This window comes from Candidatus Nitrosotenuis aquarius (assembly GCF_002787055.1).
GTDB lineage: Archaea > Thermoproteota > Nitrososphaeria > Nitrososphaerales > Nitrosopumilaceae > Nitrosotenuis > Nitrosotenuis aquarius.
Map to the genome: position 1 here is coordinate 1,571,696 of NZ_CP024808.1, position 23,359 is coordinate 1,595,054.

The 23,359-nt window shown below is 44.6% G+C and carries 27 protein-coding genes and 1 tRNA gene; 12 read left to right on the top strand and 16 right to left on the bottom strand.

The annotated features are described in order from the left end of the window. Positions 1-67 precede the first annotated feature (67 nt). Positions 68-706, top strand: a complete 639-nt coding sequence (locus NAQ_RS09115) for an iron-containing redox enzyme family protein (protein ID WP_100183221.1) — start codon at positions 68-70, stop codon at positions 704-706. Between the two features lie 33 nt (positions 707-739). After that, positions 740-813 (top strand) — tRNA-Ile (locus NAQ_RS09120). Positions 814-893: 80 nt separating this feature from the next. Here NAQ_RS09120 and NAQ_RS09125 read toward each other — a convergent pair. Genes NAQ_RS09125 through NAQ_RS09160 form a run of 8 tightly spaced genes read right to left on the bottom strand, consistent with a single transcriptional unit; the run spans position 894 to position 8,333 of the window. Continuing rightward, positions 894-2,246, bottom strand: a complete 1,353-nt coding sequence (locus tag NAQ_RS09125; RefSeq protein ID WP_100183222.1) for a site-specific integrase — start codon at positions 2,244-2,246, stop codon at positions 894-896. Next, positions 2,243-2,989: a hypothetical protein gene (locus NAQ_RS09130; RefSeq protein WP_100183223.1), complete on the bottom strand. Its 747-nt coding sequence runs from the start codon at positions 2,987-2,989 to the stop codon at positions 2,243-2,245. Before NAQ_RS09130 ends, NAQ_RS09125 begins: the two co-directional genes overlap by 4 nt. 1 nt (position 2,990) lies before the next feature. Beyond that, the gene (locus tag NAQ_RS09135) at positions 2,991-5,180 is read right to left on the bottom strand and encodes a helicase HerA domain-containing protein (protein ID WP_100183224.1); all 2,190 of its coding nucleotides are present in this window, start codon (positions 5,178-5,180) and stop codon (positions 2,991-2,993) included. Then, a complete protein-coding gene (locus NAQ_RS09140; protein ID WP_100183225.1) occupies positions 5,173-5,352 on the bottom strand; it encodes a hypothetical protein in 180 nt (59 codons plus the stop codon). The genes NAQ_RS09135 and NAQ_RS09140 overlap by 8 nt, the downstream gene beginning before the upstream one ends. A 28-nt stretch (positions 5,353-5,380) precedes the next feature. Further along, positions 5,381-5,983, bottom strand: coding sequence for a C1 domain-containing protein (locus NAQ_RS09145; RefSeq protein ID WP_100183226.1), 603 nt, complete (start codon positions 5,981-5,983; stop codon positions 5,381-5,383). Next, positions 5,980-7,296, bottom strand: coding sequence for a HesA/MoeB/ThiF family protein (locus NAQ_RS09150; protein WP_162858728.1), 1,317 nt, complete (start codon positions 7,294-7,296; stop codon positions 5,980-5,982). The genes NAQ_RS09145 and NAQ_RS09150 overlap by 4 nt, the downstream gene beginning before the upstream one ends. Beyond that, positions 7,293-7,931 (bottom strand): hypothetical protein, encoded by a 639-nt coding sequence (locus NAQ_RS09155; protein ID WP_100183228.1) that lies wholly within the window; start codon positions 7,929-7,931, stop codon positions 7,293-7,295. The genes NAQ_RS09150 and NAQ_RS09155 overlap by 4 nt, the downstream gene beginning before the upstream one ends. After that, on the bottom strand, positions 7,932-8,333 hold the full coding sequence (locus NAQ_RS09160) for a hypothetical protein (RefSeq protein WP_100183229.1): 402 nt from the start codon (positions 8,331-8,333) through the stop codon (positions 7,932-7,934). It abuts the gene before it with no gap. 301 nt (positions 8,334-8,634) lie between these two features. On the opposite strand from NAQ_RS09160, the gene NAQ_RS09165 reads away from it, so the two are divergent. Further along, the gene (locus NAQ_RS09165; RefSeq protein WP_100183230.1) at positions 8,635-9,123 is read left to right on the top strand and encodes a hypothetical protein; all 489 of its coding nucleotides are present in this window, start codon (positions 8,635-8,637) and stop codon (positions 9,121-9,123) included. Positions 9,124-9,125: 2 nt separating this feature from the next. Here NAQ_RS09165 and NAQ_RS09170 read toward each other — a convergent pair whose 3' ends face one another. Beyond that, the gene (locus NAQ_RS09170; RefSeq protein ID WP_162858729.1) at positions 9,126-9,650 is read right to left on the bottom strand and encodes a hypothetical protein; all 525 of its coding nucleotides are present in this window, start codon (positions 9,648-9,650) and stop codon (positions 9,126-9,128) included. Between the two features lie 118 nt (positions 9,651-9,768). Here NAQ_RS09170 and NAQ_RS09175 point away from each other — a divergent pair, with 118 nt between their 5' ends. After that, a complete protein-coding gene (locus NAQ_RS09175) occupies positions 9,769-10,074 on the top strand; it encodes a hypothetical protein (RefSeq protein WP_100183232.1) in 306 nt (101 codons plus the stop codon). Between the two features lie 12 nt (positions 10,075-10,086). After that, on the top strand, positions 10,087-11,499 hold the full coding sequence (locus tag NAQ_RS09180; protein ID WP_162858730.1) for a M48 family metallopeptidase: 1,413 nt from the start codon (positions 10,087-10,089) through the stop codon (positions 11,497-11,499). 19 nt (positions 11,500-11,518) lie between these two features. Here the strand turns inward: NAQ_RS09180 and NAQ_RS09185 are convergent, their stop codons facing one another. The 4 genes from NAQ_RS09185 to NAQ_RS09195 form a co-directional block, all read right to left on the bottom strand. Continuing rightward, positions 11,519-11,881 carry a helix-turn-helix domain-containing protein gene (locus tag NAQ_RS09185; RefSeq protein ID WP_100183234.1) on the bottom strand — a complete coding sequence of 121 codons (363 nt, stop codon included), beginning with the start codon at positions 11,879-11,881 and terminating at the stop codon, positions 11,519-11,521. 16 nt (positions 11,882-11,897) lie between these two features. Beyond that, complete coding sequence (locus tag NAQ_RS10240) at positions 11,898-12,038, bottom strand: hypothetical protein (RefSeq protein ID WP_162858731.1); 141 nt, start codon at positions 12,036-12,038, stop codon at positions 11,898-11,900. 173 nt (positions 12,039-12,211) lie between these two features. Further along, positions 12,212-12,766 carry a hypothetical protein gene (locus NAQ_RS09190; RefSeq protein ID WP_100183235.1) on the bottom strand — a complete coding sequence of 185 codons (555 nt, stop codon included), beginning with the start codon at positions 12,764-12,766 and terminating at the stop codon, positions 12,212-12,214. Positions 12,767-13,194: 428 nt separating this feature from the next. Further along, complete coding sequence (locus tag NAQ_RS09195) at positions 13,195-14,136, bottom strand: F510_1955 family glycosylhydrolase (RefSeq protein WP_100183236.1); 942 nt, start codon at positions 14,134-14,136, stop codon at positions 13,195-13,197. Between the two features lie 170 nt (positions 14,137-14,306). Here NAQ_RS09195 and NAQ_RS09200 point away from each other — a divergent pair, with 170 nt between their 5' ends. Further along, positions 14,307-14,615, top strand: coding sequence for a P-II family nitrogen regulator (locus NAQ_RS09200; protein ID WP_162858732.1), 309 nt, complete (start codon positions 14,307-14,309; stop codon positions 14,613-14,615). A 20-nt stretch (positions 14,616-14,635) separates the two neighbouring features. Here the strand turns inward: NAQ_RS09200 and NAQ_RS09205 are convergent, their stop codons facing one another. Then, complete coding sequence (locus NAQ_RS09205; RefSeq protein WP_100183238.1) at positions 14,636-15,190, bottom strand: TATA-box-binding protein; 555 nt, start codon at positions 15,188-15,190, stop codon at positions 14,636-14,638. A 180-nt stretch (positions 15,191-15,370) separates the two neighbouring features. On the opposite strand from NAQ_RS09205, the gene NAQ_RS09210 reads away from it, so the two are divergent. From NAQ_RS09210 to NAQ_RS09225, 4 genes are all read left to right on the top strand, one after another. Continuing rightward, positions 15,371-16,144 (top strand): DsbA family protein, encoded by a 774-nt coding sequence (locus NAQ_RS09210; RefSeq protein WP_100183239.1) that lies wholly within the window; start codon positions 15,371-15,373, stop codon positions 16,142-16,144. Positions 16,145-16,178: 34 nt separating this feature from the next. After that, entirely contained in the window at positions 16,179-17,798 is a 1,620-nt protein-coding gene (locus tag NAQ_RS09215; protein ID WP_162858734.1) for a multicopper oxidase family protein, read from the top strand. Between the two features lie 37 nt (positions 17,799-17,835). Continuing rightward, entirely contained in the window at positions 17,836-18,375 is a 540-nt protein-coding gene (locus NAQ_RS09220) for a hypothetical protein (protein ID WP_100183241.1), read from the top strand. A gap of 272 nt (positions 18,376-18,647) precedes the next feature. Next, positions 18,648-19,409: a DsbA family protein gene (locus tag NAQ_RS09225; RefSeq protein ID WP_100183242.1), complete on the top strand. Its 762-nt coding sequence runs from the start codon at positions 18,648-18,650 to the stop codon at positions 19,407-19,409. Positions 19,410-19,416: 7 nt separating this feature from the next. Here the strand turns inward: NAQ_RS09225 and NAQ_RS09230 are convergent, their stop codons facing one another. Then, positions 19,417-21,825 carry a heavy metal translocating P-type ATPase gene (locus NAQ_RS09230; protein WP_100183243.1) on the bottom strand — a complete coding sequence of 803 codons (2,409 nt, stop codon included), beginning with the start codon at positions 21,823-21,825 and terminating at the stop codon, positions 19,417-19,419. Positions 21,826-21,920: 95 nt separating this feature from the next. Between NAQ_RS09230 and NAQ_RS09235 the strand changes: the two genes are divergently transcribed. After that, positions 21,921-22,361 carry an AsnC family transcriptional regulator gene (locus tag NAQ_RS09235; protein WP_100183244.1) on the top strand — a complete coding sequence of 147 codons (441 nt, stop codon included), beginning with the start codon at positions 21,921-21,923 and terminating at the stop codon, positions 22,359-22,361. Position 22,362: 1 nt separating this feature from the next. On the opposite strand, the gene NAQ_RS09240 is transcribed toward NAQ_RS09235, so the two are convergent. After that, entirely contained in the window at positions 22,363-22,785 is a 423-nt protein-coding gene (locus NAQ_RS09240) for a hypothetical protein (RefSeq protein WP_100183245.1), read from the bottom strand. A gap of 180 nt (positions 22,786-22,965) precedes the next feature. Between NAQ_RS09240 and NAQ_RS09245 the strand changes: the two genes are divergently transcribed. Next, entirely contained in the window at positions 22,966-23,349 is a 384-nt protein-coding gene (locus NAQ_RS09245) for a hypothetical protein (protein WP_100183246.1), read from the top strand. Positions 23,350-23,359: the final 10 nt, after the last annotated feature.

Below are 23,359 nucleotides of genomic sequence, written 5' to 3' on the forward strand. Positions count from 1 at the left end.
CAAACTTGAAAGCATAAAATCTTTTGGACAGTAAAGATTTTTTTATTGGCAAAAATGCAGCAATACTATGTCGCTTGCAAAAAAAATTGATCAGCTTATCGAGCAGAAGAGCTTACTCAAACACCCGTTTTATCAAATGTGGTCAGAAGGCAAATTATCCAAAGAAATGCTTGCAGGCTATTCTAAAGAATACTTCCAAATGGTAAAGGCGGTCCCGTCTTTTGTTGGTATGATTGTGCCCTACGCACCAGAATCAATGGTATCAGAAATCAAAGAAAACCAGCAGGAAGAATCCGAACACATTACTCCTTGGGCTCACTTTGCAGTATCCCTAGGCGTCCAAAACATAGAGTCCTATACAGGACTGGAAAAGACAACCTCTGCGGTCTATGAGCTATCTGGACTAATGACTTCGCTAGAGTCAGGAGCTGCCGCAATGTATGCATTTGAAAAAGAAATTCCAAAGATAAGTCACACAAAACTAGAGGGCTTGGCAAAATTCTACAATATCACTTCAGATTCTGCAACAGAGTACTTTAGACTGCACGAGGAAGCAGATATTAGACATGCAGCAACATGGGAAAAAATCCTAGATACCATTCCAGAAGAAAAACATTCAGAATTTTTGGCAATTGCAGAAAAGTCACTGGATGCACAAAACCATCTGTTGGATAGCTGCTACGAAAATTACTGCACATCTCTATAACTTTTATACACAGCACAAACCTGTTTTGTTCAGGGGCCCATAACTCAGCTTGGTAGAGTAACCGGCTCATAACCGGTGAGCCAAGGGATCGAAGCCCTTTGGGCCCATCTCTACATTACCAGTGGGCACCTTTTCAGTATGACCTTTCCGTTTGGAAGAGTTCCGACGTATTGCCATCCGTCAGCTATTAGTTGCTCAGACTCGTCTGCCGTTGCGACTCGCTGCTTGTATTGCCGCCTCTCAGATCACTAAGAAGCTCTAGCACCCTTGCGAGTTCCTCCGGCCTCATCGTCTCTATCTTTGTCTTTGCATCTTCCTTTTGTTTTTCCAACGGGTCCTCTGTTGCCTTTTCCAGATCAAGAAACTCCTCGCTTCTCTTGAACGCGTCACGCATTTCGTCTGTCAGGATTTTTGGTAGTATCCCTTTGTTCGTAGTGTACTTGGATTCAATGCTTCCACGATGTCCCATAAAGAACACACGAAAGTCATGTGCTATCTTTCCCCTCGACTCCGCAATGAGTAGTTGCGTGTCAAAGTATGCGCGCAGCACATACGGTCTCCATGTGAATCTTGGTCTCATAGCTGTTCTCACGTCGTCCACTATCACCTGTGTCTTGACGAATTTCTTGCCGATGTTGTTTCCTCGCCATCTAGTCAGCTTGCTTGGTGCAATGACTGGGGACTCTGGACCAAGCGAATCACCGTCCATTATCCTCTGGTTGAGGTATGCAAGAAGTCTCTTTCCACCAAGATCTGTGATGAAGGTGAAGTATTCGTGTCGCGCCTTTGATAGTGTTCTTCTGACAACTATCTTTGCCGGGCTTCTGGTAAAGACTGCGAGTCCCTGAATGATTGCAAGGTCTGGCAAATCCCTGATGGACAGACCGTCACTTGCGTCATAGTTACCAAGAACTTCGGGGCGAAGACCTGATTTTCCAATCAGTGCCATTATTGCGCCCTGTCTCATGTTTGCCCTGTTGAACAGTTCTGCAAGCTCGTTTCCCTCTGGAACCCTCTCGTTCTCAAGAGTTGGTGTGGAGTCGATGTTCTTGATTTTGATCTTTCTTTTGATCTCTACGTCGAAATGACGAAGCCAGGATTTCACGGATGTCAAAAGTCCCTTGATGTATTGCGGCGCATTTCCGTTTTCCTCAAGACGCGTTATGTAGTCCTGCAACAAGTCTGTTGCAGTCCTGATGTCCTTCATCCCTAATTCGGCAAACTGCATCGGGGTAATGTCGTGGTCTTCAAGGAACTTTCGAAGTCTTCTCAGTCTCACGTCTGCCGTTATCGGGCTTCCACGTGCGACATTTTTGTACCATCTGTGTACGTCTGGATTGGCAAGAAGTCTCTGTTTTTTGGATATTTTTTGAATTTTGGCAGTGTTGTTCGTTGTTGTGTATGTTGTGTTTTTTCCCATATCGATCCCCTCGTCGGGGATTTCATTGGAAATAGAGGGGTCGTCTCCGGTATTTAGCTTTTCTCGGTGTGGACAGTTGACCAAGTCGTTGCTGCTCTTGGATGGAAAAGGATCTATCAAAGCTCACCATCACCATCGTAAAGACTGTCCCTGCGTTTTCTTTGAGTCATATTATCAAAGGCGGGATCAAGATTGTACTGATCCACAATCCTGTCTGTGGCAAGAGTCTCAGAGGGTGTTCCAGAGCCTGAAAATAACTCATCTGCCTTCTTCATCTCGTCTGCTAGGTGCTCAAATTCAGGCATGCTTTCTCTTACTTCTAGGGTTTCGCTTTTCAGCTCATTCATCTGGTTTCTGATCTTGTCAACCTGTTCAAGGATGTCAGAATGCCATGGCTGGATTGGTTCATCTAGGAATTCTTTTGTGAACTCCAGTACTGTGGTTTTGTCTTCTGGATTACTTCTTATCTCAAATGAGCGCTGGGCGATGCGGTCAGCCAACTCGCTTGCCATTTCGTATTTTTCCGCTGAAATCTCTTTGTCGTTATTGAGATTCTTGAGTTTCTCCATTGCATCGTGAAGTATCTTGTCTGAGAACTCGTCTACCTCCTTTTGTGAGAATCTTGTCTCCTGTTGAATTCTTGGTGCGTTTATCTTGTAGGTATTTGTGTCGGATTCAAAGCTTCTAGACATCCCACTGAGTTCAGGCTTTTCGAGTTTGTTTCTTATTTTTCTGTCATACTCACTCATTGGAGGGGATGTGTGTCTGTATGCTGCAAGTGGATCCCTCTGTGCCATGTAACCTGACTTGTATCCTCCGTATCCGCCGCCAAACCCCTTGGAGTATTTCTTTTTGTAGGACAACTTAGTCTGTCACACCATTGTTTCCGCCATCTTTCCGGTTTTGTTCAGAATCAGGAACGGCAGGGTCTGGACCCTCGATGTTTCCGCTCTTCTCCGGGCCCTTTATTACATCGTCAAGTAACTCCACATAATCCCGAATTAATCCAATCCAAATCTTTTCTTTTGGAATGTTTTCCATCCTCTCCAGCTTTGATCTTGCAAACTGGAAAGCCGATTCTTCTCTGTATAGCAGTACCAATTCATCCACCTCTCGGTCTGTCAGCACTCTGACCTTGTTCTCAACATCCTTTGTTGAAAGCTCGATTTCCACTGCCTTGCGGTGCCCATTCAATTCCTCGTAGAGATCTACCCTTCGACCGTCCTTGAGGTCGTATTCCACTCTGCCGTTCCAGCCCAGTATCTTGTGCTTGACTCTGAGCACATTGAGCCAATAATGATGCTCGTACCCTGGAACGCCGGAAATCCACTTCCAGTAGCCGATCCTCTGTGCAGGTCTGCCTAGAATCTTCATTATCTCCAAGGCGTTTGGAGTGAGGGAAAAGTGGATTCTGTCATGGACCTTCACTGGGAATTTCTGTATTCTAATCAGGTTTTTGTCAAGCAGGTCTTGCTTCACCTTGGCAAATTTCCTGTCAGATATTCCAAGTGCCTCTGTTATCTGCTGCTGGTAGCTCCACTCATGAAAGAACACATAGTCAAGAAGCAACCATCCCTCCTTTGTGAGGTCTGGCAGGTGTACCTCCTCTGATTTCTTTTCAACCTGAACCATGAACATCCTGCTTTCAATTTCCTGTCGCTTCATGTCAAGTGCAGTAATGAGCGGCCTTGATCTTTGCAGTACCTCTGCATCTGCTATCAGATCCCCTTTCTTTATGTCAAGAGTCTTTAGAACAAACGGTTTTGTTCTTCCGGCAACTCTTGCAATCCAAGTTCCCTTTTCCAGTTTTCCGAGTATTTTCTCAGAATCCCTGTCCAATCCAAGCGAAGAGGAAAGATTTCTCTGCTGATCACTTTCAACTATGTTTCCAACAATCATGGTACCGGCATTGTCCTTGAATGCATCCATCACTAAATGTGGGAACTGAGTTAGTGCAAATGTGCCGAGCATCATCTCGCGGCTCTGGCTGAAAAAAGTAGCAAGTGGGGGCAAAGACAGCTCTGTAGACACAAGGCTTCTTTCTTGGCCGCTGTACTGTGTAAGGTGAGCTTCGTCCATAATTATTTTACAGAATTTAGACTTAAACTCGCTATCTAGAGTAGACTTCCGGTTGAGTCTTATCTGGTTGTAGAGTCTTCGGTAAAACTCGTGCATGATTATGGTCTGGATAAGAAACGATGCCACCGAGAAATCCAGCGGAAACATCTCGATTATGATTCGTCTTTTGAAAAGTTCCTTGATCTCAAATCCGTGTTTTACGTTGATTACTTTGTCCAGTGCCTGATTGATGTTGAATATTCTGTTTTCCGCGATTGCGGAATATTCGTTCTCCTTTCTGCTTTCGCTGTGCTGCGATTTGAGGTGGTTCTCCAGTTCACGGAATGTCACCTGTCCCTTGTTGTGCTCATACAATTCTTCTAGTGAGCGAAGAATGTGGGCAGGTGTCGCCATCAAGAGGCCCTGTGAGTGTGCTGCGATATCCAAGACAACTCTCCACCACAGCTTTATGTCCATGCCTTCTGGACAGTTTGTCAAAACGTTGTATGCAAGCTCGTGCCATCTTATGACGTAAACGTCATCGTATTTTTTGGCAAGAGTTCTATAGTCCTGCTTCCAGTCAAAGGAAAGAAAGCATATTTCATGTTTGATCAACTGATCAACAAAGTTGAAGACTGTGGTGGTCTTTCCATGGCCTGACCTGGCAACTACAAATTCATTTTCACGTAGATTTTCACTGGTGAGGCCGAAGGGGTGTAGCACTCTGTCTCCAGAGCAAACATGTCCGATGATCACTCCATCACCAATTGCGTCTGCCTTTGACGGAAATGAGAGCAATGGATTCTTTGATCTCATTGAATGTTCATTGAATTTTGTCTCGACCAAACTCTTTATCTTGTCAACCAGCTTCTTTCGCCTTCTCTCGTTTGCATACGGCAGCATCCTCAACAGAGTGTCGATGTAGCCTGTGGGGAGTCCTGGAATCTTTGAGACCTTGTCCATTATCTCCTGTCTGAAATCATCTATCTCAGACAAACTCAAGACTCCTGAATACTTTGATTGCAAGAAATGACATTACCATCACAACCACTCCAGCTACTGCAAGTTGCAAGTAGACCGACGGAGAGTGCGGTGATAACATGTCGTTGAAGAACAGTATCAGCGCTATCGTAATGATGACTATTCCTGCACCCACTAAGAGCTTCATAACACTCAGAACGGTGCCGGAACTTCGGTTAGGCCCGCGATACATACTCCTCAATCCTCCCGTCCAAATCCTTCATGTCGTCCTTGCCTCCCAGAACCTGAGAATGCGCGTAGAATGCCTCGGTTCCAAGGTCTGTGAGACGCTTGCCTCCGAGAAATGATGTCGTGACATATCCTGAATCTCTCAGAAAATCGACAATTCCTTTCATCTCATCCCTTGGTATTCCGGACACCTCGTTCATGTCGCGTTCACCTGTTATGCCGTTTGCAATCATCAGGATGATCTTGAACACTTGTCTCGATATCGGATGGGTTTCTCTGAGATCTTGCAGACAGATTATCTCGTTTCTGAAATCAATGGCACAATTCTCGCAAAGTTTCTTGCCGCATTTTTTGCATAGCGATAGCTGATCAATTTTCCCAAAACAATAATCACACATTGTGATTCGTTTGGTGGTGACTACGCTGTCGTTTACTCTGGACACTCGCTCGCTGTCCATCTCTCCCTCTCCAGCAACCTCGGTTCTCTCCTCCGTTATGATTTCGTTGTTTGTTGGCATGTCCTCAAGTCTTTGCAATCGTAACTCAATCTCGCCGAGCTTTTCCAGAATTCTGTCGGTATCCGATGTCATCTCCCAAGCCCCCTGATCCTATGTCTTAGTTTTTTTACGAGTCCTTTGGTGTGTGACTTTCTGATTTCTTTCGTTTTTTCTTCCTCATGTTTGAGCCAATTCTCATAGTTGCATGTGGCGCAGAGGTCTTTCTTTGGGACGTTGAGTTTCTCTACCCTTAGGTCGTCGTAGTATCTGACAAGATTGAAGATGAACTCTTTTCCAAGTAGGAGCCAAAGCGTCATTTTTACCATCATTGATCCTGGGATGGTAATGTCAGCAAACATTCCCTGTGCTGCTTTCAGCTCACCCTCTTCTAGGCCGTATTTTCGTCTCAATGTATTTTGGTCGATTGCAGCACTTGTGAGGCTGAATATGCAGTCAAAGCACGCATGTGAGCCTGATGAGACGCAGAACACGTATGCGCTCTTTGCCCCGGCGTATATCCCACAGTATACTGCTTTCTTGCCCAGTTCGCAGCAAATGACATTTGTGTGATAGTTCAGTTCCGGGTTTCCAGATGCCGCAACTATGATGTCGCATGATTCTATGATCGAGCGCAACAACTCTCTATTCTTTATCAGGTCGTCCTCCACCGTCTGCACCACTGCGAGGGGATTGTGTGACTCGATGTGTCTTTTGATTATCTGAGTCTTTGATCTGCCGATATCGTAAATTCCTCCCAGATGTCTTATGACATTGACCGTGGCAAGCTTGTCCATATCGCATACGATGTAATCGCATATTCCAGTCCCAGATATTGCAGAAACCACCGACGACGCAAGCGAGCCGCAGCCGATTATGCCGACCCTTGACTTTCTTAACGTATCATTGTCTGTAATCTGGTCGATTCTTTCAAGAAGACTCTCCTCGGAAAACCCATCTGGCACTATTTGGTACGGGATTTCTGTTCTTTCGCTATCTGCATCCAGCCCAAAGAATCTGACTTCTCCAGTTGAGGAAAACACCGCAATGACGAACCACGGTCTAGTTTTTCTGGAGCGACTCAACTGGTTGATGTCCGTGCCGCTTGGCGACGGGACTGTGGGCCAGGGGTGCGAGTGCCCGTCTCCTAGATATCTGATCTTGGGGTTTTCTGTCTTGGCCTTCTTTAGCTCTTCTAGTATCTTTACTTCGTCCGTTGTAAAACTTACATGGCCTCTTTCAGATCGAGGTCCCCCAAGAACAATCTTTTTGATGACGTAAACTTTGTTGGACCTTATCTCTCCAAAGAACGCAAACCCAGTCTCGTTGCAGTCCTTTGCATGTTCTAGGACCTCGTCTCTGCACGTCTGAATGTCGGATTTTGTGATCAATATTTTTGTAGGATTCAAAATCGGAACGACCTCCAAAAACTGGATTTGTTGTCGATTTCGCCGATAATGCGCTCTGACTCTCTAATTATGTCCTCTATGCTCCTGTCGTATCCAGAGTCCCCGTAGTAGTCCTCAAGCCAGAACCTGACCTGCGTCGCGGTCTTGAGCATGGTCCAGGACCTGTTCCAGGCGTGGATGTAGCACGGCTTTCCGTCCATATACCAGTGGCCGACCATCTTGGAGAAACTCAGCTTTGGGTATTCTATTGAGGCGCTGATCTGGTAGTCTGGATGGTTTCTATCGTAGGTTAGCACCACCTTGTGGGATATGCCGCTGATTGTCATGTAGATGGTGCAGTAGATATCGCCTGTGGTATAGTTCTGTCCGATATAAATCGGGAATGCCTTTGGGAAAAGCTTCATTTCCTGCATCTCTGTCAGAAATCTTCTTTCGCCCATTTGCGTGTCGTAGAACTGCCCGTAGCCGGTCCTGATGTTGACAAGTGCTCCATTTAGAATGAAAGAAAAAGAGGGAGCGTATGCTCCGTAGGAATGTTTTTCCATGGCAAGGCTCTCAGGCGGGATTGACTCGACGCCCTCGCCCCTGTCAAGGTCTATGACCTTTCCAGAAGATGTGAGGATCCTCTTTGCCATCTAGGCCGCCTCCTCAATATTCGGGTTCCTTATCTTGTGCAGTACGACGTTTTGCTCCGTGTACCACACTACCCTTTCCGGTTTCTGTTTTGGGCGCTTTTCGTCAAGGGCGCAGAGCGCTGCATAGGCCACCTGCTCTATCTTGGAGTCAGAGTTCTGATTCGTGATGATCTCCAAGGTTCTCACCTTTTCAACAAACTCCTCGAACCGGCCCGTCTTTTCGTTTTCCTCGACATAGACGCCGGTTCCTGGTGGCGAGAACGTCGCTCCCTTGAAGAGCTTCTTTGCCACGGTTGTCACCTTGTTCAAGACATCCCTTGTCTGGGGCCCCTTGAACGGTGTCGGCACGTAGAGAACGTATCTCTTGCCGTTTTCATGTGATGAGTTTTGGTTTGTATTCATCACCTATCCCCTACTAGCTGGCGACTTAAGGCGGGGCAAGTTCCGCGGGTACAAAACTTACGAACGGCGGGATGACCGAAAGGGGCTTAAATGTTAGCTGTACAGCTAAATTCATGCCTAAACCACCTTCGATACTGGTGATGTATGGCCGGCACTCTGCCGAACTCTACGCTAACTAGATGAGGAAACGATAGGCGTCCAAGAGATCGGTAGAAGAATAGAAAAGCTCGGTATAGAAGGGGTCACCACTGTAGAGATTCCAGATCCTAACTATCCAAAGTATTATCTGTTGAATGTTTTCATGCCAGATGAAATCCGCCTCAAGGCCTCAGGCGGCCTTGATCCGGAACAATATCAACACAAATTGTTTGTCGAGTCAAGAAGATACACCAGAAAAAAGATCAAACAAACGGGAAAATCATATGATATAATATTTGATCTGCATGACAACACACCACATCCCGACATGTGGAAGTATGAGGAAATGATTCTCAAAGAAGACAACTTGGGAAACAAGACTGAGGAAGGCTATGTAATCAGTCCGCTGGCTGAGCAGATAGGGGTGTTTCATTATGCCAACCCGAAACTGGAGATCTTACTCAAGTCTTTCAGACCAAGAATCTACCCGAAGATACCGTATGTGATCGACACCCGTGTGCTGTCAACAGACAACACAATAGGATTGGAATATTTTCCTGCAAGGTTCGACAAATGGACCAAGGAGGTGCACAAGCTTCCTGTTACAAAAGGCTTGCAGTTTCTCACAAGATTGCTCTACCACATGAAGTAAAACTACGAGTAGGTCAGATTCTCAAAGTATTTTGACTCGTAGGCCCACTTGAACATCCGCATCTTGGACAGCTCGTCTAGCTTGTCGAAGTCCCTGAGCAACCAACCTAGAAGCTCCCTCAATCTCTGTTCGGTTTTCTTAATCTTCTCTGTTTTTCTTTCCGACGGATCTTCGAGTTTGTATGATCTCAAATTATGATATGTCTTTTCAGCTTCAGGCACAATTTGAGCCACCATTGCCTCTGCCTTCAAATTGGTTACAGTGTCGATTATGATCTCCCTATGTTGCAAGAGCCGCTGGTAGAACCTTGGAGAATAAGGCTCCCATTTGACATGCTCGTATGAGCCGTGGACGACCCTCTTTATCCATCCCATGTCTTCCAAGTCTTTTAGTCTCCTGATTAGGGTGGGCTTTGATCTTGACATCCCGATTGCGTCAAGGCGTTCCTTGAGCTCACCAACGTAGAAGGGCTGCTGGCTGGATTCAAGAATTTTGACAATTTCATAGTTTATTCCGTCTAGTAGCATGCCGACAACTCTCGCATCGTCGATTTTGCTCGATTTCATAACCTGATTACGTCACATTTTCGGATATCGACTGCGCCGACCTGCTAAACTTATTAGATAAATCTAACAACCTACCGCGATGGCCGAATCTGGCATGAATGAGATAAAAGTCAAGGTTAACGGAACAGTCGGATTCAAGGAGCCTTTCTCACAAGGGGGATCTTTTGCGTTGACAATACCAAAAAGATTGGTAAAGAAGTTCGGCTTGGAGGACAAAAGTCAAGAATCCTTCTTTGGATTTGTTTTTGTTGATACTGACAAGGGAATTTTGTTGGTTCCTTTGGAAGAAGGGTTCAGGCCAGAGACAGTGAAGAACGCCCTCAAATTTCTTGACCTCTCGAACCTTACTGAAAACGACTTGCGTCTTTTAGCAAAGGACGACTAAGCTGTGACATTAGTGGAATCAAAATCGCATATTGTAACGGCAGAATCGACAGTCCGGATGGTTGTGCCAATAATCTCAATATTATTTGTGGTTCTGAGTGCACTTGGAAATCTTTCCTCTTCTTATTACAAATTAGACACGCTAGAAGAAAGAGACGTAATTCTGTATTACATAGGACTCATGATTCTTCTATCGTTGCCATTGTTAGGCATTATCGCGTATCTTGCTTCTCCACTGATCGTAAATAAGAAGGACAAAATCGAACTATCCAAAGTCTATCCTGAAGTGTACTCAAACATCATTAGTCTGTGTAAGGAGCTGAAAATCACAAAAATACCAAAATGCTACGTTGTCAATACCGTCGAAAACTATTGCTACGTTTTTGGTAGAAATCTGGGAAAAGGAAATCTCATAATAACTTCGAATCTCATCAAAATTCTAGATAAAGAGCAACTCGAAGTAGTCATCTTGCATGAAATTGCGCACATAAAGCATTCTGATGTGGGATTCATGACTTGGGCCAATACGTTTCTGATCATGTTCAGGTATTGGGTTGTGTTTTTTGTAGTCAGTATAGTTCTTTCTTATTTTCTCGTATCTAGCAACCCTGTACAAGATGCGATTTCATGGTTTAGACAGTCTGTTTTGGTCGGAATTGGATTTCTGGCTCTACCGTACATATCAATAACATCTGTGTCGAGAATTAGAGAAAATCTTGCCGATGCCGAGGTGTTGTTACACAGACCAGCTGGACTGATGAAATCAGCAATTAAAGAAATCACTATCGAATCACTTGGCAATTCATTGATCTTTAAAAAAAGAAAATCTGGCAAATTTGTAACTTTGAAATGTAAAGTGCCAAAATTTGTTAGGACCTACATAATTGACACCCATCCCACCCTCAGTGAAAGGCTTGTGAATATTGAAAGCCACAGATATGTCTATAATGAATCCAAATTTTGGCACATCACGACAGAAACCGCAATCTATGCAGGAGCGATTAGCGCGTATGTGGTGTATTTTTCGTGGTTGGGGATGTTCTTTCTGTCTGGTGGGGACACAAAGGAAATATCGATTTACATCCTTGTTTTCTTTCTAGTCCCAACAATAATCATCTCGCTAGTTAATGTGTATCCTCTCAGATATTCTGCGGAAAAACAAGTAACAACGGTAGCGGGAATTTCTTGGAAATCGTTCCGAGATGCGTTTTCTCTGATTTATCGCGCTGGATTCCAAACAAGTTTGATAGGCGTTGTCTCATATGGAGTTTTTAGCATCTTGTATGGGGCGATTGTCAACGGTCTTTCTCAAGACCTCCTGTATCTGTTTCCGATGCTCATCTTGTTTCAAGGACTTTTGGTACTCTTGGTCCATACAGTCGCAATTCTAACGAAGGTCCATTACGCATCAGCAACCAATAAGTAAAAAACAAAAAAAGCGGGTGTCAAACGACGACCCGCACCAATTTGTTGTTCTTTACCGCACCCCTGTAGTTGTCTATCTTCTCCTGAATCTCGTAGAGCGAGCACTTTTTGTCGTTCATGTACTCGTTGGCGAACCTAAGGAAGGGCTTTGCCTTGACCTCCAGCGGATTGAGGCTTGTCGGCTCAACTAGACCCTTCATTGAGAGCGTCTGAATCGAGTGGTAGACTTTGTTCTGTGGCACACCTGCCGATTGCCACAGTCTGCCCGCCTTGGTCTTACCGCTTACTTGGAGCGTAAAGTAGACCCTCGACTCATATTCGTTCAGACCGAACTTCTTGAAGAGTTCGGCTACCTCCTTTCCATTTCCGTTTATCGTGAACATTCCATTTCACCTCGAATCATTGGAAGAGGGAGTCTTCCTCCCCCTTCCTCTTCTCGACCCTCCAGAGCGCGATTCTTCCCAGAATCTTCCTCTTCTTGGGGTCTTTCTCTCCTGACTGAATAACCCCAGTCAGCACGGGTTGCTTTCCATTCTCCATTTTGATTACCTCCGTCAGTTAATTCTGGAGGCGAGCCATGTCCTTTTCAGCGACGTTGCGACAAAGTTACACCAGGAGCGGTCCCGGAAAGGGACGAAAAGGACAATGAGCGAAGCCGATTAGGTTATTCTTGAAAAATTATGATTGAATACACAGGTGATTCTATCTTCGTTTTACTTTGTCAAAGAATCAATCTTCTCTTTGATATCTTTCAAATAATCCAGATTGGTTAGTTTTTCTTTGGTCTCATTCTGGAAACTTACTATCTGTTTCATGTATTCTCCAAACACGCCATATTTTTCAATCATTATTCCAAACTGTTTATCTATACTTCCCAATTGTTTATCTATGCTACCAAGTGATCCGGCAACCTGAGACATTGCAGTTATCCCATGGTACATCTGTTCGGCATTGATCGTATTCAGACAATAATCCCAGTTGGGTTCCTTGCCTTTGTAATTTTCAGATTTAGATACTTTGTACATCGAGCCTTGTCTTAACAATCTAATGTCATTCATTTCCACGTAGTTACGGAATAGGGATATGCTTCTTTCATCGCCTTTGACAATGACTTCGACTCTGTTTTCTGTAGGTTTTTCTCCAAAGATGTTGTGAGCTACTATCTTCAGATTATATGTTGATGTAGCATGATATGCCAATGCAGGTCTTAACCCTACATCGGTGACTTTTCCACCGTCTGCTGAAATGTAGAATCTCTTAATTGGCATCGCCAGGGAATCTCCGTGTTTTTATTTCCGAGTTATTCCCTAATTCAACTTGGAAAGGATAACCCTTAAAGCTGTATGTCGACGTACCTGAAACATGTGTTTCGGGTATGTTTTTCACTGAATATGCAAAATCGTCATTTTTTGTTACAATCACCGCAAACAGTAGCATAGTGGCAAAAATACTATTTAATCTCAATTGACAAAACTCACGAAATACAGTATATAACGTTAATGGACAATTTTCCCAAAAGTCTGATACTTTCGATAAAAATCAGGCAAACAGATGAAAATTGTGAATGACTCGCCTCGATTCAGCGTGTCGAAAAGGACAATGGAGATGAAATTATGACGTTGCTCTATTATTGGAAGTTTTACGTGGGCAAAACTGATTAGAAATCGATTGGACGACTTGTCTTCACCGATGATTTTTACAGTTCCCTGTTGGTTCCAATCAGATCCCAAGAGTTTCCATCGTCTGAGCTCTTGTAGACTTCTTGATATCCCTCAGGCGCATATCCTGCCACATACAAGGCCTTGTTTTGTGCATCGATTGCTATGCTCATGATGGTCAACTCTGGCGTACTTATCTCATCCCAGCTTAATCCAAGATTGGATGACCTTGTGAGGCCAAACTCCTCAGTCGATGCATAAAGAATACCGTCCTCATCAAAGGCTAAAGAAAGCGCAGGCAGTCCTTTGTATTGCTCAATCTGAGTCCAAGTGTTTGCGCCGTCCATTGATTGGTGTACTCCTTTTGCGGTAGCCGCAAAGACCACGTTTGCGTCATTCGGTGATATGGCAAGCGCGGAGACAAACTCTGGAAACTCTAATGTCTGCCAAGTCTTTCCGGAATCTGTTGTTTTGAACAGTCCGCGTCCTGCACTGTCATGACCAATTATCACATTTGGATCTGATCTGCTGATACTCATTGCATGAAAGTCAACAGGCGGATCAAGTACTGTGGAGACTTGCTGCCAAGTTTTTCCTCCATCCGTGCTTTTGATCAGCCCAGTGTTACCGCCAGTTGCAGGGTGTCCGCTCGCATAGAGAGGCACTCCTCGAGTGTATGGAGCATTGAACGCCATGTAGTCTGCCCTTTGCTCGTCTACTTTGCTTGGAGGCCCGTCATTTACGCTCCAATAAAAATCCCCATGTGTTGCTATGTACAAGATGTTTCTGTTGTCGGGATCAAATCCTAGTCCGTGAATATGTCTCCAGAAAACCGTTCTTGGATTGATTTCCGAGTTTTCATGCGTGTTGACTGCAAAATTTGCCAAGAACACCCCAGCTAGACCTCCTATGACCAACGCAATTCCGATTATCAAGATGACGAGTTTTGTGGGTGGTGTTTTTGTTAGCACTTTAAACATTAGATATCGATAATTGTGGATTGTCTTTTAATTAGTTATAGTTAACTAGCTGTAGACACCGGTTACTGTTTTACAAATGTAAATTTAAATTTGACAATTTTTTTGTAGATTATTTTTTTCGCAAACATATCTCAAATATGTTTATAGTTGACAATCGGTTTCTATACTCAATGAAAAAAATTGAAGTTTATCTTCAATCCGGCAAATTGGAGCAGATAGTTGAGACAATAGAACAAGTAGGCCAGAAAGGACTGACAGTATTTTATGCACGAGGACGTGGAGACGCAGAACGCTCAAAGATACATGGCCAACGAGGAGTAAAAATGCAGGAAGCCATGTTCAATATGGTTGACTGTGTTGTTGCTGTCGTGGAAGACAAATTGGTTGACGCTTTGGTGACAAAGATAAAGAAGCAAGTAGATGGCGACAATAAGGGACTAGTCATAGTTTCAAGTATTGACGATGCCATAAAACTATGATTCGTAAAAAACAAAATGAACTAGTCCATCAGATTTTTTTCTTCAAGTAATGCATGCAAAGTGTACACTGATCTACGTACTTCGGACTCTTTTTTTGCGCCGGTGCACACTACTTTTCCCGACGCAAATATCAAACTCACCGTCTTTGGATCAGGCATTCGGTATATGAGGCCTGGAAACTGTTCTGGCTCGTACATGCTTCGCGGCAGTATTCTTGCGGCCTCCTCCAGGTGCACTCTGCTGCCTAGGTCTACAGAGGCGACTATGTTTTGAATCGTTATGGTCGCATCATTGTCTATTCTTATTCCACCGTTTCGAAGATTTTGTACAACGTTTCTTACAGCCTTGATGGACTCTTCTTCTGACTTTGCTCCAGTACAGACCATCTTACCGGTGCGAAAAATCAATGTTGCAGTCATTGGAGACTCTAGTCTGAAGACGAGCCCTGGAAATTGGTCTGGGTTGTACTCCACATCTGGAAAGATCTTTACGAGAAGATCAAGATCGATTTTTTGTCCTACCGACGCAGAGGCTACAACATTCTGTATGGTGATTACTGGCTTTACCTGTAACACGAGCTCTGCATCACAATATCATATTTAACCAACGTACTTTACAAACGTAAGATTTCGGTGCTCATTTCGTCATCTGCGTATGTTCTAACTGGAAAGTCATTTTTCACATGTTTGAAGCAATATATTTACAATTGTAAACCGGATATTCGGTATCGCGTATTTAAGCTCCAAGAATCCAATATGGTTTATCTATTTTGGATGGTGTCAAAAATCTCTCAAAGATTCACCCTTGAAATAACAAAATCTACCATAATATTCGCTGCACTGTTCTTGGTTTTCGGATACTTTGTAGGCAATGTTCTTCCAATATCTGGCGGATCTGCGTCCGTTTCTATAAAGCAGGTTGATGCTGGTGCTTCGGCAGGCGAGTTACAGCAACAGCAGGCACCTTCCAATGTCAAGCTGGAGGTGGAGGACGACCCTACGATAGGGAGCAAGGACGCCAAGGTGATCTTTTATGAGTTCAGCGACTTCCAGTGCCCGTTCTGCAGAAGGTTCTTCACTGACAGTCTTTCACAACTGGAAAAAGAATATGTCTACACCGGCAAGGTTCTTTTTGTCTACAAGGACTTTCCTCTGACTCAGATTCATCCTGGCGCCTTGCCAGCTGCAGTGTATTCAGAGTGCGCCAACAAGCAGGGCAAGTGGAGGGAGTTCCACGACATGGTGTTCAACGAGCAGAACAAGCAGGGCGGCGGCACCGTCCAGTTCGGCCAGGCCGAGCTCGACCAGTGGGCAAAGACGGCAGGTCTGGACGCAACGGAGCTTGCCAAGTGCGTACAGGATCCGAGTGTTGTTGCGGAGGTCCAGAGCGACCAGAACACCGGGGTATCTTTGGGGGTATCTGGCACACCGTCCTTCTTCATCGGCTCTCAGGACAAGGGCTTTGTCAACGTTGTAGGTGCGCAGCCGTATGCTGTCCTAAAGCAGGCAATAGACCAGAAGCTAAACTGATTGTCTCACTTGGAATGCAAACCCGATGATCCTTATGAAAAAGTCAGTCAGAAATGCCCTCTTGGTCATGGTAATAATCATAGTTTCAGTTGTCTCGGCTTCTGGATATTTTCTGCTGGCCAACAAAATATCTGGACCCGAGTTTGATTCAGATGCAGCCAACGGGGTTTCTCTGGACAGATCTCTACAGGGACTCGCCGCTCTTGACTCCAGGGAGCAAAATCTTTCCGACGGCGATGTTTTCAACATGGATGCCAGAAAAGCAACTAAGAGAATTGATGGCAGTGAGATATCCATGTACGCCTATAATGGCCAGATACCAGGACCTGTCCTGAAAGTCAGACAAGGGAACTCGTTAACTGTAAATTTCACCAATAATCTTGATGTTGACACGACTGTGCACTGGCACGGAATAAGGGTCAAGAACGAGTTCGACGGAGTACCGGGTGTAACTCAGAGAGCAATCAGACCTGGAGAGAGTTTTGCCTATCGACTGGACTTTCCAGATGCTGGTGTCTACTGGTACCATCCTCATGTCCGTGAGGATTACCAGCAGGAACTAGGTCTGTACGGCAACATAATCGTGCAGCCGTCTGATCCTAGATACTACAACCAGGTCAACAGAGAGGAGATGCTGATTCTTGACGACATCATGTTAGTGGGTGGGGACGTCGAGGCGTTCTCAAAAGATTATGTGAAACGAACCCTCATGGGCAGGTTCGGCAACGTCATGCTTCTCAACGGCAAAGAGGACTACAGACTGGATGTTAAGAAGGGCGAGAAGGTCAGGTTCTACATAACTGACGCCGCAAATGCGAGGACCTTCAACCTTTCAGTGGAAGGGCAGCAGATGGTGCTAGTCGGGGACGATTCTGGTAGGTATGAGAGGGACTCCCCTGTCGACAGTGTCGTGATCTCGCCGGGCGAGAGGAGGATAGTAGAGATCCAATTTGACAAACCAGGCAGTTTCGACATCATCCACATAACTCCGGACTCAGGATATGTTATTGGTGGCATCGAGGTGTCCAACGTCGGTCTGGCCTTGGGAAGGAAAGAAAACGTCTTGCCGCCAAGCATCAGGGGCCAGATAGACAAGTTTGACGGATATCTGAAAAAATCACCAGACATTGAGATGCAGTTGAAATCGGAGCTCACTGGAATGATGTCGAGGACAGGGGGCGGCACAATGTCGCACACCATGCCTGATGGATCTGTCATGAGAACCTCTATGACAATGGACGAGTCAGGCCCAATAGAATGGGAGGACGACAAGTTCATGATGAACTCCATGTCGAACAGCGAGAACACCAGGTGGGTAATCAGGGACGCAAAGACCGGCAAAGAGAACGATGATCTGATGTATAATTTCAAAGTAGGTGACATCAAAAAGGTCAGAATATACAACGACCCAAGCTCAATGCATCCAATGCAGCACCCAATACACCTGCACGGCCAGAGGTTCCTAGTGCTAAGCGAGGACGGAATGACAAACGACAACTTGGCATGGAAGGATACGGTATTAGTCAAGAAAGGATCTACCGTGGACCTGTTGGTTGACTTCACGAATCCCGGTAACTGGGTGATTCACTGCCACATACCGGAACACATGGAATCGGGGATGATGGCAAAATTCTCCGTGAGCGAAAAACCCTGAAACATGTTTTAATAACAACCTCGGTTACGGTGTCTAAATGAAAGTGATTAGAAACATCATTGAGGTTGAAAGGAAGCCGAAATATGCGCTCTTGACATTTCTTATGTCGCTTGTTCTTTTCACCGTGTTCATACTAGTTAACAACGTCTCAATGTTTTTGTCAGCGTTTGATGCCACAAAAGACCTCTGGCTCATGACGAGCGTCTTTGTAAGTGCAGTCGAGATGGTCTCGGAAGTTGGCGGCGCTGCTGTAATTGCGTCATCCATCATAATATCAATCCTGGGTGGCATAAGCATAGCCATGCTTGTCTACAAGATGAAGAACACCGCAAGAATCGAGGGAGGTGGTCTGATGAGCTTTGGAGGCCTCTTTGGCGGAGCACTGTCCTCTACATGTTCGGCTTGCTCAGCTACGTTGATATCGGTTCTCGGCATTGCTGGCGGACTGTCCTCATTTCCCTTCAAGGGACTTGAACTGAGTACTGCGAGTATCGCTGTCCTGATCGTGTCGATTTATTTCACGGCAAAGACGCTCGACGGGCAAACGTGCAGCTTGAAGGACAGAATCAAGAACTAATTATTCCGCGCCAGTAATTTTACATTTGTAAATTACTGTATTAATATATCTCACATTCAAACCAAAATCGTGTTCGGATTACTTAAGAGACACTGTCCAGTGTGTGGAATGGATGTTGATAAGGAGTCCTCGATCAAAAGATTCGGAAAACACTTTTGTTCTATGGAGCACGCTGAAAAGTTTGCTTCGGAAAACGAATCTAGACAACAAGATGATTCGCGCAATCACGGCGGCGGTTGCTGTTAGTTTAGACGTGCGATGGATGGCAAGAGATGTCCAATGAAAATTCTGGAAGGACAAAAAGCATAACCAAAACAACGATCGTTTTTGGCGTAGTGCTTCTAGTGCTTGGCTATTTTGTGGGAAACACCGTCCCACTAACAAGTATTAACAGTGGACAGCAGGCAAATGTAGGTACAATAATCTCGACCGTTGGCCAAAATGACAAGTCGCCTTCAACCAAGTTTGCTGGAAGCGTGAATTTTGATGTTCCTACAATAGCAAAATTCAAGGGATCTGAATCCGCAAGACTGAATTTGGTGGAATTTGGAGACTATCAATGCCCATTCTGTGAAAAATTCTTCAAGGAGACCGAACCAATTCTCGAAGATGAATACATCAATACAGGAAAAGTAAAATTTTATTTTCTTGATGTTTCAATACTTGGATCTGATTCACTTGTGCTCGCACAAGCATCATGGTGTGCAGATGAGCAAGGAAAATACTATGAATATCATGACTATATCTATGCAAATCAGGGGCAGGAAAACAGTGGCTGGGGGACCACTGACAAGGTGAAGGGCCTTGCTAGGAACATTCCGGGAATCGACACGGAAAAATTCAATCAGTGTCTTGACGCCAAAAAATACGAGTCAAGAAGTCAGCAGCTGACGCAGTTCGCCCAACAACTCGGTCTTACTGGTACACCTACGATGTTTGTAGGAAACTCAGAACTTGGCTATACAAAAATCACAGGCGCGCAGCCATATTCTGTATTCAAACAGGTAATCGAAAAATATCTAGAACAGATCTGATTATGGTCTACTTTGTCGGTGACCATCTCTTGAGTAACAGTGAGCTGCCTGTGACAGAAACAGAACTAGCAGCCATTGTGAGTCCAGCAAGTGCTGGATAAAGTAATCCAAGTCCTGCTATGGGGATTAGGGCCGCGTTGTATACAAAAGCGTAAAACAGATTCTGTTTTATCTTGCTGATTGTTTTCTTGCTGATCTCGATTGCCGTGACTACGTCCCTGACGTCGTTTCTTATTAGAACAACCTTGCCAGATTCGATTGCAATGTCGGTGCCGCTCCCGACAGCAATGCCGACATCAGCCTGGGTTAGAGCAGCTGCATCGTTGACGCCGTCTCCTGCCATTGCAACCTTTTTTCCCTCTGCCTGCAGTTTTTTTATGACGTCTAGCTTGTCCGCGGGAAGAACATTTGCAATCACTCGCTCTATTCCTATTTCTTTTGCAACTGTATTGGATGTTCTCTGATTGTCACCCGTTAGCATAACAACTTCGATTCCTTTTGATTTTAGTGATTTCACAGCGTCTTTTGCACTCGGTTTTGCTGTGTCTATGAGCCCAAGTATTCCGATGATCTTATTATCCAAAGCAACAAGTATTGTTGTCTTGCCCTCGTCTTGCAGTTTTGTGGTTACTTCTTTGGCTTGAGAATCGTCAACTCCTCTTTCTGTGATGAATCCTTGGCTTCCGACAAGAATTTTTTTGCCGTCATATACAACATCGACTCCTCTCCCTGCTACAGAGATAAAGTCGGCCGGCTCTGCAATCACCAAGTTTTGTTCTTGGGCGTTTTTGACAATCGACTTTGCAAGGGGATGCTCGGAGTTTTTTTCTGCTATGGCAGCAATTTGCAGAATTCTGTTTTTATCAAAATTGACAATTGAGATTATGTCTGTTACCTCAGGACTTCCTTCGGTTAAAGTGCCGGTTTTATCAAAGACGGCGACTGTAATCTTGCCCAAAGTTTCTAGAGCTTCACCGCTTTTGAATATGACTCCATTTTGAGCGCTTTTGCTCATTCCTACCATCACTGCAGTGGGCGTGGCAAGGCCTAGCGCACACGGACAGGCAACAACTAGTACTGCCACCGCCGGAATCAGAGATGCCGCAAGGTGGTGTTGGCCTGGCGCTGCGAAAACATACCATCCAGCAAAAGTAACTATTGATATGCCAATAACTACAAGTGCAAAATAGCCAGATATTTTATCGACCATTCTCTGCATCGGAGGTTTTCTGCCCATCGCGTCCTCGACCAGTTTTACAATTTGTGAGAGCATGCTCTCGCTTCCCACCTTTGTCGCCCGCACTATTAGGACACCGTCTTTGTTGACCGTGCTTCCTATTACAAAATCTCCCTGCTTCTTTTCAACTGCCACCGACTCTCCTGTGATCATTGACTCGTCTACTGCAGAATGCCCATCGATCACTATGCCATCGACTGGGATCTTTTCTCCAGGACGAATCACTATGACGTCATCCTGCTTTATCATCTCAACAGGAATGTCAGTTTCTTTTCCGTCCTTCCTCAACCTTGCAGTCTTTGGTTGCAGCTCGAGCATTTTTTTGATTATTGATGAGGCCTTGCCCTTGGTCTTGTTCTCTAGATACTTTCCCAGAACTATGAATGTGATCACAACCGCGGCAGCATCATAGTAGATGTTGTGCCATACAAGGTTCGGAAACGTGTTGTAAGCGCTGAACAGATAGGCTGCAGTCGTGCCGATCACTACAAGTGTGTCCATGTTTGCAGATTTCATTTTCGCAATCCTGAACGCTCCGATGTAGAACCTACTGCCAGTCGCAAACTGGACTATGCTTGCACAAGCGAACATAATGTAGCCGGCAATTTCAGTGCCGGCCCACGGAACAAACGATAGATATTCTGGGTATGCAAAAAGCAGAATTGGGACGGTGAATACGAGCCCGACTGCGAACAATTTTCTGAGCTTTTTTGCCTCTATCTCTTCAGCCGATGCGGACAGGTCCTCACTTAGTATCTGGTATCCGTGCTTGCTAATTATCTGCCTGATGTCTGAAAGGGAAATCAGAGCCTGGTTGTATTCGATCACTGTTTGACTGTTCCCATAGTTAACAGATGCGTACCTGATTCCTTCAAGTTCTCGCAATTTTTTCTCCAAGTTGTCTGCATCGCTTGAATCTGTGATACCACTTAGCTTCAAGGTGAGTTTCTCATAAACGACTTTGTAACCAACGTCCTGTATCGCGTCTTCGATCTTTCTCAAGTCGATTGAGGAGGGATCAAACTCCAAGACCGCCTTTTCTGCGGCAAGATTGACCTCGCATTTTTTAACGCCAGGAATGTCCATGACGTAGTTTTGTATTGAATTAACACATCCAGCGCAGTGCATGCCACCTATCTTGATTGCAGTACGTTTGGTTTGAATCTGTTCGGAGCTCATTGGTTTTCCTAATTTAGTGGTTAGTTTATGTGATACTTAACCCCTAATCTTTACAGTTGTAAAGTAAATAACTAGGTACACCATCACATATCCAGATGCCTTTTGAATTGGACAAAATCGACACAGACATCTTGGAATCACTGCTAGAAGACGGCAGAAAATCTTTCAGACAGGTTTCAAGGGAAATTAAAGTCAGCACACCAACTGTCAAAGCGCGGTATCAAAGACTAGTGAATGTGGGTCTCATTAAGGCAGTATTGCCAGTGATTGATCTTGGAAAAGTCGAAGACAAAACAGGCTTGAAGCTTGATAAAATACGCTCAAAGGCAATAAAAAACCACAATGTCAAGTTGAGCAAAGATGCTGTTGTGAAACTGTCTTGCGATTATTGCAAGGGGCCAGTACATGGCAAACCGAGTATTCTGAAATTCTCAATATTTGAGAGGTTCTTTTGTTGCCCGTCATGCAAGACGTTGTACAAAGAAAAACACCACGGCAGAATCCAAAGCCTCTCTGAGAATCTTAATGCCCGATAGGTTATCTGAACGTTATCTGCATAACAATTCTTTTCCACAACGGTGGAAGTTCCCTCTCATCGTGTCCTATCTTTTCAACGGCGTCTGCCATCTCCATCGCCGATAGTTTATGTTTTACATTCAGATGTCCTATCAAATTTTCCAGCGGTCCAGCATGTCTACATCCATCAATTGGGCAAAGTTTTTCCGTAATGGCTTCGTCATGGGTAAATCCGTATTTTTCTACAATATTGTCGATCAGATTAAATCTAATTCTCCAGTCTGCATAGCCTTTTTTCTTTTCAAGATAAGCTAAGGCGCAATAATGCGTGATTCCACCCTTTTTCTGAATGAATCTCCACCCTGCATAATATGGGAAATCCTCTCTCAGGGTTTTAGTGATTTCTTCAAATGGTGATAAAGTTTTAGCTGATTGTGAATTCATCGGATCAGCAGCTTTACTGTCTGGAGATATATTAATACAGTAATTTACAAACGTAAAATCTCAATCCCAACATCCAGAAATCATGTTACCTTACAAACGTAAAGTACCATCGATAAATATGCCGTCTCAATCTCCAAAAGACATGCTAGCAAATTTGTTTGTTACTTCAGGCTGTGAGGAATGAAAACAAAACTAGCTATAGTACTTTCGATTGTAGCCTTGATCCTAATTCTGGTCTATGGCGCAGACGTACTGTTGCCAATATATCTCGGAAAAGAGCTCCTCCATTTGGACATGAAAAGCAGGGGACTCTTGATAGGAACCCCAGCCGCTATTTTGCCAATCATTTCATTTTTCTTAACCAGAAAAGAAAAATCAAAAACTTTAGGTTTGTTGATTTTATCTTCAGGAATTTTAATTATGAGCGGTTCGCTTGCAGCTGCTACATCTGTAAATCAAAATATCTCTGATCTAGAGTCTTTTACACAGAATATTCTGTTGTTTGTGCCTGCTGTGGGCCTAGGGATGTACATAGCAATTTTAGGCATAAGCAAGCTGAGCTAGTAAAGCTATC

Coding starts and splice junctions, on each gene's coding strand:
- NAQ_RS09170 (WP_162858729.1), bottom strand. CDS start 9,650: ATGCTACTAGACGGAATAAACTATGAAATTGTCAAAATTCTTGAATCC.
- NAQ_RS09165 (WP_100183230.1), top strand. CDS start 8,635: ATGCCAGATGAAATCCGCCTCAAGGCCTCAGGCGGCCTTGATCCGGAA.
- NAQ_RS09175 (WP_100183232.1), top strand. CDS start 9,769: ATGGCCGAATCTGGCATGAATGAGATAAAAGTCAAGGTTAACGGAACA.
- NAQ_RS10240 (WP_162858731.1), bottom strand. CDS start 12,038: ATGGAGAATGGAAAGCAACCCGTGCTGACTGGGGTTATTCAGTCAGGA.
- NAQ_RS09200 (WP_162858732.1), top strand. CDS start 14,307: ATGAAAAAAATTGAAGTTTATCTTCAATCCGGCAAATTGGAGCAGATA.
- NAQ_RS09225 (WP_100183242.1), top strand. CDS start 18,648: ATGTCCAATGAAAATTCTGGAAGGACAAAAAGCATAACCAAAACAACG.
- NAQ_RS09210 (WP_100183239.1), top strand. CDS start 15,371: ATGGTTTATCTATTTTGGATGGTGTCAAAAATCTCTCAAAGATTCACC.
- NAQ_RS09230 (WP_100183243.1), bottom strand. CDS start 21,825: ATGAGCTCCGAACAGATTCAAACCAAACGTACTGCAATCAAGATAGGT.
- NAQ_RS09195 (WP_100183236.1), bottom strand. CDS start 14,136: ATGTTTAAAGTGCTAACAAAAACACCACCCACAAAACTCGTCATCTTG.
- NAQ_RS09245 (WP_100183246.1), top strand. CDS start 22,966: ATGAAAACAAAACTAGCTATAGTACTTTCGATTGTAGCCTTGATCCTA.
- NAQ_RS09115 (WP_100183221.1), top strand. CDS start 68: ATGTCGCTTGCAAAAAAAATTGATCAGCTTATCGAGCAGAAGAGCTTA.
- NAQ_RS09215 (WP_162858734.1), top strand. CDS start 16,179: ATGAAAAAGTCAGTCAGAAATGCCCTCTTGGTCATGGTAATAATCATA.
- NAQ_RS09140 (WP_100183225.1), bottom strand. CDS start 5,352: ATGAAGCTCTTAGTGGGTGCAGGAATAGTCATCATTACGATAGCGCTG.
- NAQ_RS09240 (WP_100183245.1), bottom strand. CDS start 22,785: ATGAATTCACAATCAGCTAAAACTTTATCACCATTTGAAGAAATCACT.
- NAQ_RS09190 (WP_100183235.1), bottom strand. CDS start 12,766: ATGCCAATTAAGAGATTCTACATTTCAGCAGACGGTGGAAAAGTCACC.
- NAQ_RS09155 (WP_100183228.1), bottom strand. CDS start 7,931: ATGGCAAAGAGGATCCTCACATCTTCTGGAAAGGTCATAGACCTTGAC.
- NAQ_RS09145 (WP_100183226.1), bottom strand. CDS start 5,983: ATGACATCGGATACCGACAGAATTCTGGAAAAGCTCGGCGAGATTGAG.
- NAQ_RS09220 (WP_100183241.1), top strand. CDS start 17,836: ATGAAAGTGATTAGAAACATCATTGAGGTTGAAAGGAAGCCGAAATAT.
- NAQ_RS09160 (WP_100183229.1), bottom strand. CDS start 8,333: ATGAATACAAACCAAAACTCATCACATGAAAACGGCAAGAGATACGTT.
- NAQ_RS09235 (WP_100183244.1), top strand. CDS start 21,921: ATGCCTTTTGAATTGGACAAAATCGACACAGACATCTTGGAATCACTG.
- NAQ_RS09185 (WP_100183234.1), bottom strand. CDS start 11,881: ATGTTCACGATAAACGGAAATGGAAAGGAGGTAGCCGAACTCTTCAAG.